Here is a 15,548-nt window from a genome sequence, read left to right on the forward strand (position 1 = left end):
TATAGCACCTCCGAATATATTTCTCTTTTTTAAGCTTGTTCAGATGACTCTGATTCTTTTTTATCCTTTATAGCGCTTACTAAGTAAGCAAAATTGGATATTGGAGCTTTGAAGCTTCCAAGTAATTTTGCAATAAGTATTTCCTTTGATGGAACAGATGCAAGTTCTTTGACTTTGTTTTCATCAAATATTTCACCTTGTACGAATCCTGCTTTTAATTCCAATGCTTTATGAGCTTTGGAAAAATCATTTAAAATTCTTGCAGGAACAGTTGGATCCTCGTATCCAATAGCTACAGCTATTGGTCCCTCAAGATATTGAACCATTTTTTCAAATCCAAGTTCATTTGCTGCGCGAGTTACTAATGTATTTTTGTAAACTTTATATTCCACACCAGCATCTCTTAAGTTCTTTCTAAGTTCAGTATCTTCTTCAACTGTCAATCCTTGATAATTTACCATTATAACAGCTTCTGCTTTACCTAACTTATCTTTTATTTCCGAAATTTTTGCTTCTTTTAATTCTTTAAATTTGCTTGCCACTGTGTATCCACCTCCTCACAGTTTAAAACTGCTCAATTAAAAACTAAAGATCTCTCCGTAGAACGAAGAGACCATATACACGATCATATATTGGAATCCTCGGTAGGTTGGTTTCCCGTTACGCCTAAGCACCTACTATCTACGGAGTGTTTACTTATTTAACTTTTGAAAGTATATCAAATATATAATTATAAGTCAATACTAATCTAAAATTTTTACAGGATTAATCTTAATTCCCGGTCCCATAGTACTGCTTATTACTACTGATCTTATATATTGTCCTTTAGCTGCTGATGGCTTTGCCTTTACTATAGCTTCTACTAAAGCATGAAAATTTTGTCCAAGTTTATCATTTCCAAAGGAATGCTTTCCAATTGGAACATGCACGATAGAAGTTTTATCAACTCTATACTCAACTTTACCAGCCTTTATTTCAGCAATAGCTTTAGCTAAATCAAATGTAACTGTACCTGATTTTGGATTAGGCATTAACCCCTTAGGTCCTAATATTCTACCAAGTCTTCCAACTACGCCCATCATATCCGGAGTAGCTACAACTACATCGAAATCAAACCAATTTTCACTCTGAATTTTTGAAGCCAACTCATCTGCTCCAACAAATTCAGCTCCTGCTGCTTCTGCTTCCTTAGCCTTTTCACCTTTAGCAAAGACTAAAACTCTAACTTTTTTTCCAGTTCCATGAGGCAATACTACTGCACCTCTAACCTGTTGATCTGCATGTCTTGGATCTACACCAAGTCTAATTGCAAGTTCTATAGTTTCATCAAATTTAGCTTTTGAAGTCTTTATTGCTAACTCTACTGCTTCACTTGGCGTATATAGAACATTTTTGTCGATAAGTTTTGCACTTTCAACATAATTCTTTCCCATAAAAAATCCTCCTTTGTGGTATTAACGGTTTTTGCCTCCCACTGAATTAGAAAAACTATTCTGTAACTTCTACGCCCATACTTCTAGCTGTTCCAGCTACCATACTCATAGCAGCTTCTAATGAACCTGCATTTAAGTCTGGCATCTTTGTTTCAGCTATCTGCTTAACTTGATCCTTAGTAATTTTTGCAACCTTTGTTTTATTTGGCACACCTGATCCACTCTTAATCCCAGCTGCTTTTTTAATTAATACTGCTGCTGGTGGAGTTTTTAGTATAAAACTAAATGATCTATCCTGATAAACTGTAATTACAACTGGTATAGTAAGTCCTGCTTGATTAGCAGTCTTAGCATTATATTCCTTACAGAATGCCATAATATTAACACCATGTTGTCCAAGTGCTGGTCCAACTGGTGGTGCTGGAGTTGCCTTTCCTGCAGGTAATTGAAGTTTTATTAAACCTACCACTTTTTTAGCCATGAGTTTACACCTCCTGTAATGTGGTCATACGAATTTTAAAAATTCTCCCACTTTATTAAGACTTTCGTCTTTACTAATCTAATTTTTGTATTTGATTAAATTCAAGTTCAACAGGAGTTTCCCTGCCAAACATATTAACTAAGCCCTTAATTCTTTGCTTATCCTCAGTAATTTCCTGAACTAAAGCAATTTGATTTTCTAAAGGTCCACTAATTACTTTAACGCTTTCACCCACTTCAATATCAATTTTTACAGGTTTCTCAACGATACCCATAGAATCAACTTCTTCATCAGTGAGCGCTACTGGTTTAGATCCTGGGCCAACGAATCCAGTTACTCCTCTTGTATTTCTAACTACATACCAAGAATCATCGGTCATTATCATCTTAATTAGAACATATCCAGGAAAAACCTTCTTAAGAGTTACTTTTTTCTTGCCGTCTTTTTCTTCAATTTCTTCTTCCATAGGCACTTGAATATCATAGATCAAATCATGAATATTTCTATTTTCTATAGTCTTTTCTATATTGGCCTTAACTTTATTTTCATACCCTGAATATGTATGTACTACATACCATCTAGCTTTTTCTCCCATAATCTTAGGATTAGGATTTATTCCTAGTCCCATAACCTCCTTTTACACCTTATTTAAAGATCACCTTGAAGAGGTTAATGAAACCCAAATCCAAAATAGCAATTATTACAACATAAATTGCACAGAATACTGTAACTACCGCAGTAGCTTTCTTAGCATCAAATTTAGATGGCCAAGTAATCCTTTTAGTTTCCGCCTTAAGTTCCTTAAAAAAGTTTATTAACCCTTTTAACGGTGATTCCTTTATTTTTTCAGCTTTTCCACTATTAGACATTCTATTCACATCCTATAAAAAAAATTGAGTAAATAGGTCATAACTATTTTGTCTCTTTATGAAGTGTATGTGTACGGCAGAAAGGACAGTATTTTCTCATTTCAAGTCTATCTGGATCATTTTTTTTATTTTTCATAGTATTATAATTTCTTTGTTTACATTCTGTACATGCTAAAGTTACTTTAACTCTCACAATCTACACCTCCCGGTTTTGAAGCCTTATACATAACATACGCTTTTCAAAACATGTGTTACCTTAGTAATTTATCACAATTAACTACTCCTGTCAACAAATATATTAAAATGAAATATGAAATGTAGGCTTAACTTTATACTTTTAAAAGGACTAGGTAATGACCCAGTCCATAATCAAATCAGACTATTTAACAATAGAAGTAACAACGCCAGAACCAACTGTTCTTCCGCCTTCTCTTATAGCAAATCTTAAATTATCAGTCATTGCTACTGGGCTAATTAATTCAACTGTCATATCTATATGGTCTCCTGGCATTACCATTTCCATTCCTTCTGGTAATTTTATTAATCCTGTTACATCTGTTGTTCTGAAATAAAATTGTGGTCTGTATCCATCAAAGAATGGTGTATGTCTTCCGCCTTCTTCTTTCTTTAATACATATACCTGACCTACAAATTTATTGTGCGGTGTTACTGATCCCGGTTTAGCTAATACCTGACCTCTTTCTATGTCTGTTCTCTGGATTCCTCTTAGTAATGCTCCAATATTATCTCCTGCCATTGCTTCATCTAGTAATTTTCTGAACATTTCTACTCCAGTTACTACTGTCTTTCCTGTCTCTTCTCTTATTCCTACGATTTCTACTTCGTCTCCTACATGTAGAATTCCGCTTTCTACTCTTCCTGTTGCAACTGTTCCTCTTCCTGTTATTGTGAATACATCTTCTACTGGCATTAGGAATGGCTTATCTGTTGCTCTTTCTGGTGTTGGTATATAGCTATCTACTGCTTCCATTAAGTCTAATATTGGCTTTGATGCTTCTGGATCTGTTGGATTCTCTAATGCTTTCAATGCACTTCCTACTATTATTGGAGTATCATCTCCTGGAAATCCATATTCGCTTAACAGTTCTCTTACTTCCATTTCTACTAATTCTATTAACTCTGGATCATCTACCATATCTGCTTTGTTTAGGAATACTACTATGTGCTGAACTCCAACTCTGCTTGCTAGTAGTATATGTTCTCTTGTCTGTGGCATTGGACCATCTGCCGCACTTACTACTAGGATTGCTCCATCCATTTGTGCTGCTCCTGTTATCATGTTCTTTACATAATCTGCATGTCCTGGACAATCAACGTGTGCATAATGTCTATTTGCTGTCTCATATTCTACGTGTGCTGTGTTGATTGTTATTCCTCTTTCTTTTTCTTCTGGTGCTTTATCTATTTCTGCATAGTTTGTTGCTGTTGCTCCACCTGTTTGTGCTAATACTGTTGTTATTGCTGCTGTTAATGTTGTCTTACCATGATCTACGTGACCTATTGTTCCTATGTTTACATGTGGTTTATTTCTCTCAAATTTTGCTTTTGCCATTTTTTATTCCTCCTTTTACCAAGCTATTACCTTAATTTTTGAGTTATTATTATTACATCTTAGTGTACACTGTCCCACGTGTGTTGTAAATTCCAAGTATGGAGCCCACGGCCAGGCTTGAACTGGTGACCTCCACCTTACCAAGGTGACGCTCTACCTGCTGAGCTACATGGGCAATTTCACTTTGGAGCGGGAAACGGGTCTCGAACCCGCGACCCCCAGCTTGGGAAGCTAGTGCTCTACCACTGAGCTATTCCCGCACGTATAGCGCAATGCATACACTAGTTATTTATTTTAACACTAATTCGCTATTTTGTCAATACTAAAATAACCTTTTATCTAAACACTTCTCCAATTTTCTTTTCACCCTTTGTAATGCATTATCTATAGACTTAGCACATCTATCTAAATCACAAGCAATTTCCTGATAGGATTTTCCCTCTAAATATGACATAAGAACTTCCAGCTCAAGTTCAGAAAGCACTTGTCCAATTTCAGTTTCAATACTTATGACCTCTTCTCTACTAATAACAAGTTCCTCAGGGTCTGCCACTTTTACACTAGACAGCACATCTAAAAGTGTTCTATCTGATTCCTCATCATATATGGGTTTATTTAAAGAAATATATGTATTAAGTGGTATATGCTTTTGTCTAGTTGCCGTTTTAATAGCCGTTATAATTTGGCGTGTTATGCAAAGTTCCGCAAAAGCTTTAAATGATGCCAATTTATGTGGTTTAAAATCTCTAATTGCTTTATATAATCCTATCATTCCCTCTTGATAAATATCTTCTTTATCAGCCCCAATTAAGAAATAAGATTTAGCTTTAGCTTTTACAAAATTTTCGTACTTACCAATAATATATTCTTGAGCTTTTTTATCCCCATTTTTTGCTTCAATAGCAATTTCTTCATCTAGCCATTCATTGTATTTTGAAGATTGAGCTTCTATAGTTCCCCTTTTCACCAAGTTATCCCCTCCAATGAGTAAAAGCATCTACTAAATTATACATTAGCAATAATTTACAAGTCAAGTATTTTATTTACTTCTACGCATCTCTTCTAGCTTATCTGCAATATCTCTATCAATTCTATCTTTCAAACTGTATCTTGCATCATCTTGTTTCTTTATGCCCTGTTTTCTTATTTTATTTTCAATAGATTTTATCTCATGATAGAATTCTATAGATGACATTCTTATGGCACCTCTTTGAAATATTAATTGCTGTTCTAACGAATCTGATGTAACGACTAAAACTTCGTATTTTCTTCCTATATTATTTACATATCTTTCTATAAAACTGTCTGCCGTTTCTCCTTCTTTAGTGAATACAATCATTAGATTCTTATTAACCTTTTCCTTCTTTTCAATACTTCCAGCCTGCAGATGTGCATCAAACACTAAAAAAATCTTATAGCCGTTGTAAACTCCATAATTAAGAAGTATATCCTTTAATTTCATTCTTGAAATCTCCATACTTCCTGTATTCTCTTGTCTTAGCTCTTTCCAACTATTAATTACATTATATCCATCAATAAATATATTTTTCACTTTTATCCTCTTTGGATCTTTTGCTTCAGCACTTCATACATAATTATGCCTGCTGCAACAGATGCATTTAGAGATGTAATCCTGCCATGCATAGGAATTTTAACTAAACCATCGCATTTTTCTTTAGTTAACTTTGATATTCCTCTGCCTTCACTACCAATCACTAATGCAATAGCCCCAAGAAAATTATTTTCATAGCAATAATTTTTGCCGTCCATATCTGCACCATAGATCCAAATACCTTTCTTTTTAAGAATATCGATAGTGGAATTTATATTAGTAACTTTAGCAATTTTCATATACTCTACAGCACCTGCTGATGATTTATACACTATAGGTGTAATACCAACATTTCTTCTTTTTGGGATTATAACTCCATGTACACCACATATTTCTGCAGACCTAATTATTGACCCTAAATTATGTGGATCTTCAATTTCATCCAAAACTATTATAAAAGGCTTTTCCCCTTTACTTGCTGCATAATTTAAAATATCATTAATTTCAAAATATTTATATGGAGTTACTATAGCTATAACTCCTTGATGTGCACCAGTATCCGACATCTGATCAAGTTTTTTTCTATCAGCTTCTTTTATTACTATATGTTTTTCTTTGGCCAATGCATAAATAACATTAATTGAACCCTCACTATCTCCTTTAGCCACTAATATCTGTTCTACGGTTCTATCAGATTTTAAAGCTTCAATTACAGCATTTCTTCCCTCTACTAGATCTTCTCTTCCTGAATCTTTAACAACCTTTTTATCTCTATTTGTGTTCTTCCTAGGAACACCTCTATTATTCTTTTCTGCTATTTGTTTTTCTCTCATAGTTAACCCCTTCTATATATAATTAATTTTATAAAATCATATTTGTTTATTTAAATATAGTTCTCTTACTTCTAAAATTTTACCACAAGTCATTGAACCTTCTGGGCATATCCCTCTAACACAATCAGGTCCACTATATTTAAATAATACAGGGGATACCTTCTTTACTTCCATTAACATTTCATTTGCCATGGCTCTAATTTCCCATTGTGCTCTATTACAACATCTTTCGCCAAAAAAATGCATAAGTTCTCTAGCATTCATAGTTACAATAATTTTTGTTTCACAAGCATTTGGAAATACATATCTTGCATCTTCAATAGCTTTTTTTTCTGCTTTACTTAAAAGATGAGATAAATTTTTTTCATCTATTTCGCCTGACTTTGACTTATTTACTCTAATATATTCTTCTTCCAAACTACTAAAAGCTAACTCCTTTAGTAATTTAACAAGTTCATCATATACCTGTTGATCCTTTTCCATAGCACTAATAAAAACTTCTTTTGCTTTTTTGCTTTTTTCAATTTCTGGTGGAACTATGTATTCAAATTGAGTAAGTTTTACATATCTTTGACTTTGCTGAGAATATGATGCAAGTCTATGTCTCACTAATTGGTGAGTTAAACTTCTTGATACACCTTCTATAGCAAAAGTAAATGAAACGTGTTCAATAGGAGAATGATGTCCATAAGACATTAACATATTTATAAATTTATTTGTATTTTCTTCATTTAAATTTTTCATAATATCGTCTACTCCAATGGAACTATAACAAAGCTTTGCAGCCGCTGCTACAACTTTCTCTGGATTTGGAGTATATTCTACCAAATTTACCTTTAGTGACATTTTTATTCCCCTATCTTTATTTTAATAATTCTGTTAATGAAATAGTTTATCCTATCATTTTGCTCTGTTAAATATAAATATCCAAAAAGTGCTTCAAACCCTGTAGCAGATCTGTATTCACATAAATCTGCATTTTTTGGTACAGTACCAGATTTTGAATTCCTACCTCTTTTATAAATGGATAATTCCTCTTCGTTTAAATCTTTTAAAAGTTCTTTTATAAATTCACTTTGAGCATGAGCTTTTACAAAAGAAACAACTTCAATGTGAAGTTTATGTACATGCATATTTCTATTTTCATTGACAATATAAGTTCTTATAAAAACTTCATATATCGCATCACCTACAAATGCAAGTACTAATGGATTTAAATTTTTTGCCTCCTGCTTAGTAAAGCTGCTTTTTAACAAATTAAATTCCATATATGCACCTCTTGAATCATGCTTTTTTCCATCTTACACCTTCTGGCGTATCTAAAAGTATTATACCCTTTGCTTTTAAATCATCCCTTATTTTATCTGAAAGAGCAAAATTCTTTTCCTTTCTAGCTTTTTGCCTTTTCTCGATTAATTTTTCTATTTCTTCCTCTAAATTAACTTTTGTAGACTTCTGAAGTATTCCAAGAGGTTTTCCCAATTCTCTAATTAAATTAAGAGAAGTTTCTATAATCTCTTTTGAAGATTCAATACCCAAATTGGAATTTATATCCCTCACTAAGTCAAATATCACGGAAATGGCATCCGCAGTATTAAAATCGTCCTCCATTTTTTCAACATATTTATCTCTATAGGAATTTAAATTATCCAAATATACCTTTTCTCCATCTTTTAATTTATCCATATTAGTCTTTTCTAATAGATTTTCTAAATTATAGATAGAATTATACAATCTCTCAAGGGCTGATCTATCTGACTCCAATAGGTCAGGACTGTAATTTAATTGAGTTCTATAGTGTGCACTTAGCATAAGGAATCTTATAACTTCAGGATCAAATTTTTTAAGCGCATCTCTCGCCGTCAAAAAATTATTTAAAGATTTTGACATCTTTTGATTATTTACATTTAAATAAGCAGAATGCATCCAATAGTTGGCAAATTTTTTGCCGTTTCTACTTTCGCTTTGCGCAATTTCATTTTCATGATGTGGAAAAACCAAATCCATACCACCAGCATGAATATCTATAGTATCACCTAATAACTTATGTGCCATGCAAGAGCATTCTATATGCCATCCCGGTCTTCCAGGTCCCCATGGACTTTCCCATGCTGGTTCACCATCCTTTTGCGTTTTCCATATAGCAAAATCCATAGGGTCTTTTTTTCTTTCATCTACGTTTATTCTTACTCCACTTTCTAATTCTTCTAAATTTTGTCCCGACAATTTACCATAATTTTTAAACTTTTCAGTACTAAAATAAACATCTCCGTCAATTTCATAGGCATATCCTTTATCAATAAGATCACTAACAAAACTTATAATATCCTGAATAAATTCTGTTGCTCTTGGATTTGCAGTAGCTCTCTCTATATATAACCCATCTGCATCTTTATAATATTCAGAAATAAATCTGTCCCCTAATTCTTTAATGCTTATTCCATCTTGATTTGCCTTATTTATCATCCTATCATCAATATCCGTAAAATTTTGTACAAAGCTTACTTTATAACCTTTATATTCAAAATACCTTCTTACTGTATCAAATATAATAAATGTTCTTGCATTACCTATATGAAAAAAATTATAAACCGTAGGCCCGCAGACGTACATCTTAACTTTTCCAGGATTAATTGGTACAAATTCTTCCTTTTTTTTAGACATTGTATTAAATATTTTCATATTTTACCTCCTACTTTTTAGCCATTACAATTGTAACAATATTAGGAAATAATATTCATAAAATCCCATTAGTAGCTACTATTATCAACAATTCCAATTATATAAATATCCACTATCACATATAATCTACTATAAATTCTATTTTCATCTATGGTAAGATTATAGCATTACAATTATTTCATAGCAAAGGCTAAATCATTTAAATTATATATTAAGCTTAAATTTATTTAATTTTTTCATTTAAACATCATACATCTTTTAGGATTTAAAAGCTATAATTTTCTATAGAGTAAAAAAGCTCACCCTATTCATTAAGGGCGAGTTAAAAACTATACTTTCTAAAATTATACATAATTTTAGATTTAAACATCTAAATAATTAAAATCTCTGAGTATCCTCTCGCCTAAAAGTAAATCATCCGGAGTTGTCACCTTTATATTCGTATAGCTCCCTTCATATAAAAAGACATTGTATCCACATATTTCAGCTACCATAGTATCATCCGTCACAGTTATATCTTTATTCATAATATCTTTATGTGCACTTATGATTATATCCCTTTTAAAACTCTGTGGTGTCTGAACACAGAATAGTTTATTTCTATCCAATGTATAGTCAGAAAATCCTACATCATTCTTTACTTTAATTGTATCTTTGGGTTTCACACCACAGGCACAGGCTCCATACATATTGGCATATTTTATACCATTACATATAATTTTGTGACTAACAAAAGGTCTTGCTCCATCATGAATAAGCACTATATCAGATTCTTTAATAGCATTCAGACCATTTAATACCGATTGCTGCCTATTCTCTCCACCACATACTATTTTCTTTACTTTGCTAATAGAATATTTTAATACTATTTCACTTCTACAATATTCCATTTCGTTCTTAGCTGATACTAATATTATACTATCAATGTATTGATTTTTTTCAAATGCTTCTAATGTATACGCCAATAAAGGCTTATCTTTTATTTTAAGGAATAATTTATTTATTCCTTTGCCCATTCTTGTTCCCTTGCCACCAGCTACTATTATAGCACAGTTTTTTCCCATCTCAATTATAACTCCCTTACCTAAGCCTTACTTAAGTTTTCCTTCTGTTTAGCGAATATCATTCTTCCTGCTGCAGTTTGTAATACAGATGTAACAGCAACATTAAGAGTTTCACCAATGTGTTTTCTACCACCTTCTACCACTATCATGGTTCCATCATCCAAGTATGCAATTCCCTGTCCTGATTCTTTACCATCCTTCATAATCGTAATTATCATTTCTTCTCCTGGTAAAACTACTGGTTTTACAGCATTAGCAAGTTCATTTATATTAAGTACAGGAACGCCTTGAAACTCCGCTACCTTATTTAAATTATAGTCATTAGTTACAACTTTACCATTCATGATTTGTGCTAATTTTAAAAGCTTACTATCTACCTCTTCAATATCAGGAAAATCCTTCTCATATATTTGAACATCAACGTTCAATTCTTTTTGAATTTTATTTAATATATCTAGCCCTCTCCTACCCCTGTTTCTTTTAAGTCCATCAGAAGAATCAGCTATATGTCTCAGTTCTTGAAGTACAAAATTTGGTATTATAAGAGTTCCTTCAACAAATCCCGTTTGACAAATATCAAATATTCTACCATCAATTATTACAGATGTATCCAATACTTTTGCTCCAGATTTAAGCACAGCTTTGTTCTTTTTCTCTTTATTTATACTAACCTTTTTTGCATTAGAAAAAAATAATACTATTTCCTCTCTTTTTTTAATTGCAATGTCAGCTCCAAAGGCAGCTATTATAAGACATATAATAACTTCTATAAATGTCCACAATATAGACATTCTAGGAAATAAACTAACAAACATGGCCGATATAAACAAACCTACCATAGCACCTGCTGTACCAAAAACAATTTCAGATATTGGTACCTTTTGAATATTATTTTCAAAATACTCCATAGCCTTTGTAATCCCTTTAACAATCCAAGGTGATATCAAGAAAAATATTAATCCAAGTAATAAAGTACATAAAATTAAAAATAATACCGTTTGAATTACACCACTTTTAGTTATCATTATATTAAAATAACGTGTTTCTAGTAGGCCCTCACCTAAAATATATCCTAATACAAGTCCAATTAAGGTTAAAAGCCCTCTCAATAATTTTTTTAACAATAATTCCACCTCCCTTATAATTATTACCAATTGTTTATTTTTAAATTCACATATAAAAATACCTTTTCTTCTTACTATATTATAACAAAAATTTATTTTCAATAAAAGTAAACGTTTTTTATAAAATATTAACTTTTTCGAATTAATTCATAAGCCGTATCTATTTCCAAATTAAAAACAAGCATTATTTCACTTACAATCATATTTGCTGCCTCCTCAAGTATTTTTTCTTCTCCAGGTGGCATTATTTCCTTATCTTTCATATAATATAGGTCTCTTATAACCTCGGCTATTTTTAGTATATTGCCAGTATTTATTTTTCTTCTATTTCCTCTATATCTTTTACTCCAATCATTATTAATTTCATCTATATCTTCTTCAATTATTTTTAAAGCAGCATTTATCTCATCTTTACCAGATATATGCCTTATATTATAGATATTTATTCTTTCCTTAGGTATATAAAACTTCATATCATTTATTATAAATGTTATAACTATATAATTATAAACTTTACCATATAATTCTCTATCTTCTATAGAAGTAACAATTCCAGCTCCATATTTAGGAATAAATATTGTTTCTCCAACTTTTAACATTCAAATCCCCCTATCAATAAAAGTACTCTTGATTTATTATATAGCTGTACTTAAAAATTTGTACTATACTTTTATTGACAAAATTATATTAAGAATTCTATAATCATTTTATAGACATAAATTAATTGTTTATAGGGGAGATGAGCCTAATGAAGGATATAATTTTTGATGATTTTCAAAATAATGTAGATGCGTCATTGATAAGACATAGAAGTCTATTAGACATCATGACAAAACTACAAGAATCGGAAAGTAGAATAAATAGAGCTATAGCAAAATCTGTTACTAATTGTGGATGCATAAGTATAGAAGCAAAAAAGCAAAAACTCCCAAGTAAAGATTCTGATTTAAGCATTGAAAATTTAAGTCAATGTTTAGAAACACATATAAAAGGAAAACTATGTGAGAACTGCAGAGATATAATAGAAAGTGAAATTGGTACTAATCTATTTTATTTAACTTCTCTTTGCAATACTTTAGGACTTAACTTATATGATATTTTACTAAAAGAATATGACAAAATTAATACTCTAGGTAAATATAATCTAAGATAGTATCTATAGAGTTATACAAAATCAAAGTATAACTCTTATTTTATTAAGGCATCTGAAAATAAATAACAAGTCAAAGATGCAACGAATATTTTCAATCCAACAAGGAGACAGGTTCTGATGATAGTGAGCTATCAGAGGGTTCTGTTGACGCAGTAGGATTCAAAATAGGCTAGCATACTAACTTAAATATTTTTTGAAGATGCCTAAAATTGCTTATTCAAAATAAATTGTTCCCTAAGCCTTCTAAGTCCATTCTTTATTGCCTTTGCTCTTGCTTCACCTATTCCTTCTACATTATCAAGATCTTCATAAGATGCCTCCATGACAGCTTTTAACTCCTTGAAATGTTTTACTAAATTTTCTATAACATTGCTTGGTATTCTAGGTATTTTACTTATCATCCTATAACCCCTAGGTGAAATAAGAGTATCAACTAATGGAACTCCATGATATCCAATAAGCTTTGATATTACATCTAAATCTAGGAATTCATCCGAATTCATACTTTGTATACTTTTCTGTACTTCATCATAGTCAATATCGTCTTCACAATAATCTCTTATGAGAAGTATACCATCCTGCTCAACATTTTTCGCTAATTCATTCAATTGCATGGAAATAAGTCTTCCTTCGTTTCCAAGTTCACAAATGTACCTTTCAATTTCAGAAACTATCCTCATCACCATTTCAGTTCTTTGAATGGACGTCACCACATCAAAAAGTGTTGCCAAATCTTGAAATTCAAGTAAATTCAGATTTGTAACAACTCTCTCTAAGACCGATACATATTTCTCAAGAGTTTGCAATGCCTGATTAGCCTTACCTAATATAATACTACTATCTCTAAGTACATATTTTATATCATCTTTATAAATTGTTATTACATTTCTTCGTTGAGATATAGCCACTACTATATTCCCTGTTTGTCTTGCAACTCTATGTGCTGTTCTATGTCTTGTTCCTGTTTCAAAAGTAGGTATTGATGAATCTGGTATAAGCTGAACATTTGCACTTAATATTTTTCTCAAATCTGAGCTTAAAACTATAGCACCATCCATTTTAGCTAACTCATATACATAAGATGGACTATACTCTGAATTTATTTTAAAACCTCCATCCATTATATCTAAAATTTCCGAACTATCACCTAAAACTATAAGACCACCAGTTTTTGCCCTTAAAATATTCTCTAACCCTTCTCTTAAAGGAGTCCCTGGTGCCATCATTTTTAAAACACACATAAGCTCTTTATCTTTTTTCAATCTTAATTCATTCACCTTATATCATCACCTTATTCAAAATACTTTATTTACAGCTTCTCTTAATGAAGACACTCCAAATACATTCATAGTATTTGTTTTTATTTTTCCCTTATTTCTTACAGGAACTATAATATTTGTAAAGCCCATTTTTTCTGCTTCATTTACAATTCTATCACAGTATGAAATAGGTCTTACTTCACCTGTAAGTCCTATTTCTCCAACAGCTATCATTTTATCTATATTTATTTTTTTACTCTTTATGCTTGAAATTAAAGCAAGAGCTAAACCCAAGTCTCCAAAGGTACCAGCTATATCCAAACCACCAACTACATTTACATAAACATCACAATTGTAAAAAGGTATTTTTAACTTTTTTTCTAATACTGCTAATATTAAATTAAGCCTTGAAGAATCAACTCCAACAGCTGTCCTTCTTGGCATAATAGCCTTAGTTTCACTGACTAGAGCTTGAATTTCAACTAAAATTGGCCTAGTACCTTCCATAATCCCTATAACAATAGAACCTTCTTGTTTAAAACTAGTCTCTTCTAAAAATACATTTGAAGGATTATCTACTTCAATAAGTCCTTCTTCATTCATTTCAAAAACTCCAATTTCACTGGTAGTTCCAAAACGGTTTTTTATAGTTCTCAGTATCCTAAATTCTTCAGTTCTTTCACCCTCAAAAGAAAGCACACTGTCAACCATATGTTCTAATACCCTAGGGCCTGCTAATTCCCCTTGTTTTGTCACGTGTGCAACTATAAAAAAAGATATTCCTTTAAGCTTACCTGTTCTCATTATTTCATTTGCGCATTCTCTAACTTGAGATACACTTCCTGGAGCTGAAGCTACTGAAGGTTTAAAAATCGTCTGAATTGAATCAATAATAACAAACTTAGGTTCTAGCTGCTCTATTTGATTCATAATAACCTCCATATTGATTTCGGAAAGAATAAAAAGATTATTAGAAGCTACCTTAAGTCTATCGCCTCTCATTTTAATCTGTTCTTCTGATTCTTCTCCCGAAACATATAATACTTTTCCATATTTCTCAGCAATATTATTGGCACTTTGTAATAATAAAGTTGATTTTCCAATGCCAGGTGATCCAGAAATCAAAGTCAAAGAACCTCTAACCAATCCTCCACCTAATACTCTATTTAATTCTTTTATACCTGTATTATACCTTTCATGTTCTCCCGATTTTATATTAACTATACATTTAGATTCACTGTTTTTATCTAAAAATGTACTATTTTTATTTTGCTTTGTTAATTCCTCAACAAAACTATTCCATGTCCCACAGCCAGGACACTTACCCACCCATTTTAAAGACTCATAACCACATTCCTGACATACAAAAGTAGTTTTACTTTTTGGCATTAACACACCCTCCTGGTAACTACACAAATATTATACAATATTTTTAAGATCTTTGTTATGTGTTATTAAAAGCTATTAAAAATTTTTTAAGATATATACGTATATAAGTTGCAATTAAAATTTTTAATTTAATAAA

At 31.5% G+C, this 15,548-nt stretch carries 19 protein-coding genes, 2 tRNA genes and 1 other annotated feature; of the genes, 1 reads left to right on the plus strand and 20 read right to left on the minus strand.

Going from position 1 to position 15,548, the window contains the following annotated elements; all coding sequences use genetic code 11:
- Positions 1-29: 29 nt before the first annotated feature.
- The 18 genes from rplJ to CLOPA_RS21430 all read right to left on the minus strand — a co-directional run bounded on the left by rplJ (position 30) and on the right by CLOPA_RS21430 (position 12,210).
- Positions 30-542, minus strand: a complete 513-nt coding sequence (rplJ, locus tag CLOPA_RS21345) for a 50S ribosomal protein L10 (RefSeq protein ID WP_015617502.1) — start codon at positions 540-542, stop codon at positions 30-32.
- A 35-nt stretch (positions 543-577) separates the two neighbouring features.
- Positions 578-705: a sequence feature (ribosomal protein L10 leader region), on the minus strand.
- 38 nt (positions 706-743) lie between these two features.
- Positions 744-1,433, minus strand: coding sequence for a 50S ribosomal protein L1 (gene rplA, locus CLOPA_RS21350; RefSeq protein ID WP_015617503.1), 690 nt, complete (start codon positions 1,431-1,433; stop codon positions 744-746).
- A gap of 55 nt (positions 1,434-1,488) precedes the next feature.
- The gene (gene rplK / locus CLOPA_RS21355; RefSeq protein WP_015617504.1) at positions 1,489-1,914 is read right to left on the minus strand and encodes a 50S ribosomal protein L11; all 426 of its coding nucleotides are present in this window, start codon (positions 1,912-1,914) and stop codon (positions 1,489-1,491) included.
- 73 nt (positions 1,915-1,987) lie between these two features.
- Complete coding sequence (gene nusG / locus CLOPA_RS21360; protein WP_041711652.1) at positions 1,988-2,509, minus strand: transcription termination/antitermination protein NusG; 522 nt, start codon at positions 2,507-2,509, stop codon at positions 1,988-1,990.
- A 49-nt stretch (positions 2,510-2,558) separates the two neighbouring features.
- Positions 2,559-2,783, minus strand: a complete 225-nt coding sequence (secE, locus tag CLOPA_RS21365) for a preprotein translocase subunit SecE (protein WP_015617506.1) — start codon at positions 2,781-2,783, stop codon at positions 2,559-2,561.
- 43 nt (positions 2,784-2,826) lie between these two features.
- On the minus strand, positions 2,827-2,976 hold the full coding sequence (gene rpmG / locus CLOPA_RS21370; protein ID WP_015617507.1) for a 50S ribosomal protein L33: 150 nt from the start codon (positions 2,974-2,976) through the stop codon (positions 2,827-2,829).
- 186 nt (positions 2,977-3,162) lie between these two features.
- Complete coding sequence (gene tuf / locus CLOPA_RS21375; RefSeq protein ID WP_015617494.1) at positions 3,163-4,356, minus strand: elongation factor Tu; 1,194 nt, start codon at positions 4,354-4,356, stop codon at positions 3,163-3,165.
- Between the two features lie 99 nt (positions 4,357-4,455).
- Positions 4,456-4,531 (minus strand) — tRNA-Thr (locus CLOPA_RS21380).
- Positions 4,532-4,541: 10 nt separating this feature from the next.
- Positions 4,542-4,616: transfer RNA gene (locus CLOPA_RS21385), tRNA-Gly, on the minus strand.
- 62 nt (positions 4,617-4,678) lie between these two features.
- Positions 4,679-5,326 (minus strand): RNA polymerase sporulation sigma factor SigH, encoded by a 648-nt coding sequence (gene sigH / locus CLOPA_RS21390; protein WP_041711041.1) that lies wholly within the window; start codon positions 5,324-5,326, stop codon positions 4,679-4,681.
- A 69-nt stretch (positions 5,327-5,395) separates the two neighbouring features.
- Positions 5,396-5,908 carry an NYN domain-containing protein gene (locus CLOPA_RS21395; RefSeq protein WP_015617509.1) on the minus strand — a complete coding sequence of 171 codons (513 nt, stop codon included), beginning with the start codon at positions 5,906-5,908 and terminating at the stop codon, positions 5,396-5,398.
- A 2-nt stretch (positions 5,909-5,910) separates the two neighbouring features.
- The gene (gene rlmB / locus CLOPA_RS21400) at positions 5,911-6,741 is read right to left on the minus strand and encodes a 23S rRNA (guanosine(2251)-2'-O)-methyltransferase RlmB (RefSeq protein ID WP_015617510.1); all 831 of its coding nucleotides are present in this window, start codon (positions 6,739-6,741) and stop codon (positions 5,911-5,913) included.
- Positions 6,742-6,777: 36 nt separating this feature from the next.
- Positions 6,778-7,587 (minus strand): FAD-dependent thymidylate synthase, encoded by an 810-nt coding sequence (gene thyX / locus CLOPA_RS21405; RefSeq protein ID WP_015617511.1) that lies wholly within the window; start codon positions 7,585-7,587, stop codon positions 6,778-6,780.
- A gap of 2 nt (positions 7,588-7,589) precedes the next feature.
- Positions 7,590-8,009: a Mini-ribonuclease 3 gene (locus CLOPA_RS21410; RefSeq protein ID WP_015617512.1), complete on the minus strand. Its 420-nt coding sequence runs from the start codon at positions 8,007-8,009 to the stop codon at positions 7,590-7,592.
- A 16-nt stretch (positions 8,010-8,025) separates the two neighbouring features.
- Positions 8,026-9,423 carry a cysteine--tRNA ligase gene (cysS, locus tag CLOPA_RS21415; protein ID WP_015617513.1) on the minus strand — a complete coding sequence of 466 codons (1,398 nt, stop codon included), beginning with the start codon at positions 9,421-9,423 and terminating at the stop codon, positions 8,026-8,028.
- Positions 9,424-9,785: 362 nt separating this feature from the next.
- Positions 9,786-10,487: a 2-C-methyl-D-erythritol 4-phosphate cytidylyltransferase gene (ispD, locus tag CLOPA_RS21420; protein ID WP_015617514.1), complete on the minus strand. Its 702-nt coding sequence runs from the start codon at positions 10,485-10,487 to the stop codon at positions 9,786-9,788.
- Between the two features lie 20 nt (positions 10,488-10,507).
- On the minus strand, positions 10,508-11,611 hold the full coding sequence (locus CLOPA_RS21425) for a PIN/TRAM domain-containing protein (protein ID WP_015617515.1): 1,104 nt from the start codon (positions 11,609-11,611) through the stop codon (positions 10,508-10,510).
- Between the two features lie 128 nt (positions 11,612-11,739).
- On the minus strand, positions 11,740-12,210 hold the full coding sequence (locus tag CLOPA_RS21430; protein ID WP_015617516.1) for a CarD family transcriptional regulator: 471 nt from the start codon (positions 12,208-12,210) through the stop codon (positions 11,740-11,742).
- A 149-nt stretch (positions 12,211-12,359) separates the two neighbouring features.
- On the opposite strand from CLOPA_RS21430, the gene CLOPA_RS21435 reads away from it, so the two are divergent.
- Positions 12,360-12,764, plus strand: coding sequence for a hypothetical protein (locus CLOPA_RS21435; protein ID WP_015617517.1), 405 nt, complete (start codon positions 12,360-12,362; stop codon positions 12,762-12,764).
- Positions 12,765-12,967: 203 nt separating this feature from the next.
- Here the strand turns inward: CLOPA_RS21435 and disA are convergent, their stop codons facing one another.
- Positions 12,968-14,041 (minus strand): DNA integrity scanning diadenylate cyclase DisA, encoded by a 1,074-nt coding sequence (gene disA / locus CLOPA_RS21440; RefSeq protein WP_015617518.1) that lies wholly within the window; start codon positions 14,039-14,041, stop codon positions 12,968-12,970.
- Between the two features lie 18 nt (positions 14,042-14,059).
- The gene (radA, locus tag CLOPA_RS21445; RefSeq protein WP_015617519.1) at positions 14,060-15,412 is read right to left on the minus strand and encodes a DNA repair protein RadA; all 1,353 of its coding nucleotides are present in this window, start codon (positions 15,410-15,412) and stop codon (positions 14,060-14,062) included.
- Positions 15,413-15,548: the final 136 nt, after the last annotated feature.

It is taken from the genome of Clostridium pasteurianum BC1 (genome assembly GCF_000389635.1).
GTDB lineage: Bacteria > Bacillota > Clostridia > Clostridiales > Clostridiaceae > Clostridium_I > Clostridium_I pasteurianum_A.

Coding starts and splice junctions, on each gene's coding strand:
- CLOPA_RS21430 (WP_015617516.1), bottom strand. CDS start 12,210: ATGTTAAAAGTTGGAGAAACAATATTTATTCCTAAATATGGAGCTGGA.
- thyX (WP_015617511.1), bottom strand. CDS start 7,587: ATGTCACTAAAGGTAAATTTGGTAGAATATACTCCAAATCCAGAGAAA.
- secE (WP_015617506.1), bottom strand. CDS start 2,783: ATGTCTAATAGTGGAAAAGCTGAAAAAATAAAGGAATCACCGTTAAAA.
- CLOPA_RS21435 (WP_015617517.1), top strand. CDS start 12,360: ATGAAGGATATAATTTTTGATGATTTTCAAAATAATGTAGATGCGTCA.
- CLOPA_RS21410 (WP_015617512.1), bottom strand. CDS start 8,009: ATGGAATTTAATTTGTTAAAAAGCAGCTTTACTAAGCAGGAGGCAAAA.
- nusG (WP_041711652.1), bottom strand. CDS start 2,509: ATGGGAGAAAAAGCTAGATGGTATGTAGTACATACATATTCAGGGTAT.
- cysS (WP_015617513.1), bottom strand. CDS start 9,423: ATGAAAATATTTAATACAATGTCTAAAAAAAAGGAAGAATTTGTACCA.
- rlmB (WP_015617510.1), bottom strand. CDS start 6,741: ATGAGAGAAAAACAAATAGCAGAAAAGAATAATAGAGGTGTTCCTAGG.
- radA (WP_015617519.1), bottom strand. CDS start 15,412: ATGCCAAAAAGTAAAACTACTTTTGTATGTCAGGAATGTGGTTATGAG.
- ispD (WP_015617514.1), bottom strand. CDS start 10,487: ATGGGAAAAAACTGTGCTATAATAGTAGCTGGTGGCAAGGGAACAAGA.
- rplK (WP_015617504.1), bottom strand. CDS start 1,914: ATGGCTAAAAAAGTGGTAGGTTTAATAAAACTTCAATTACCTGCAGGA.
- tuf (WP_015617494.1), bottom strand. CDS start 4,356: ATGGCAAAAGCAAAATTTGAGAGAAATAAACCACATGTAAACATAGGA.
- rplA (WP_015617503.1), bottom strand. CDS start 1,433: ATGGGAAAGAATTATGTTGAAAGTGCAAAACTTATCGACAAAAATGTT.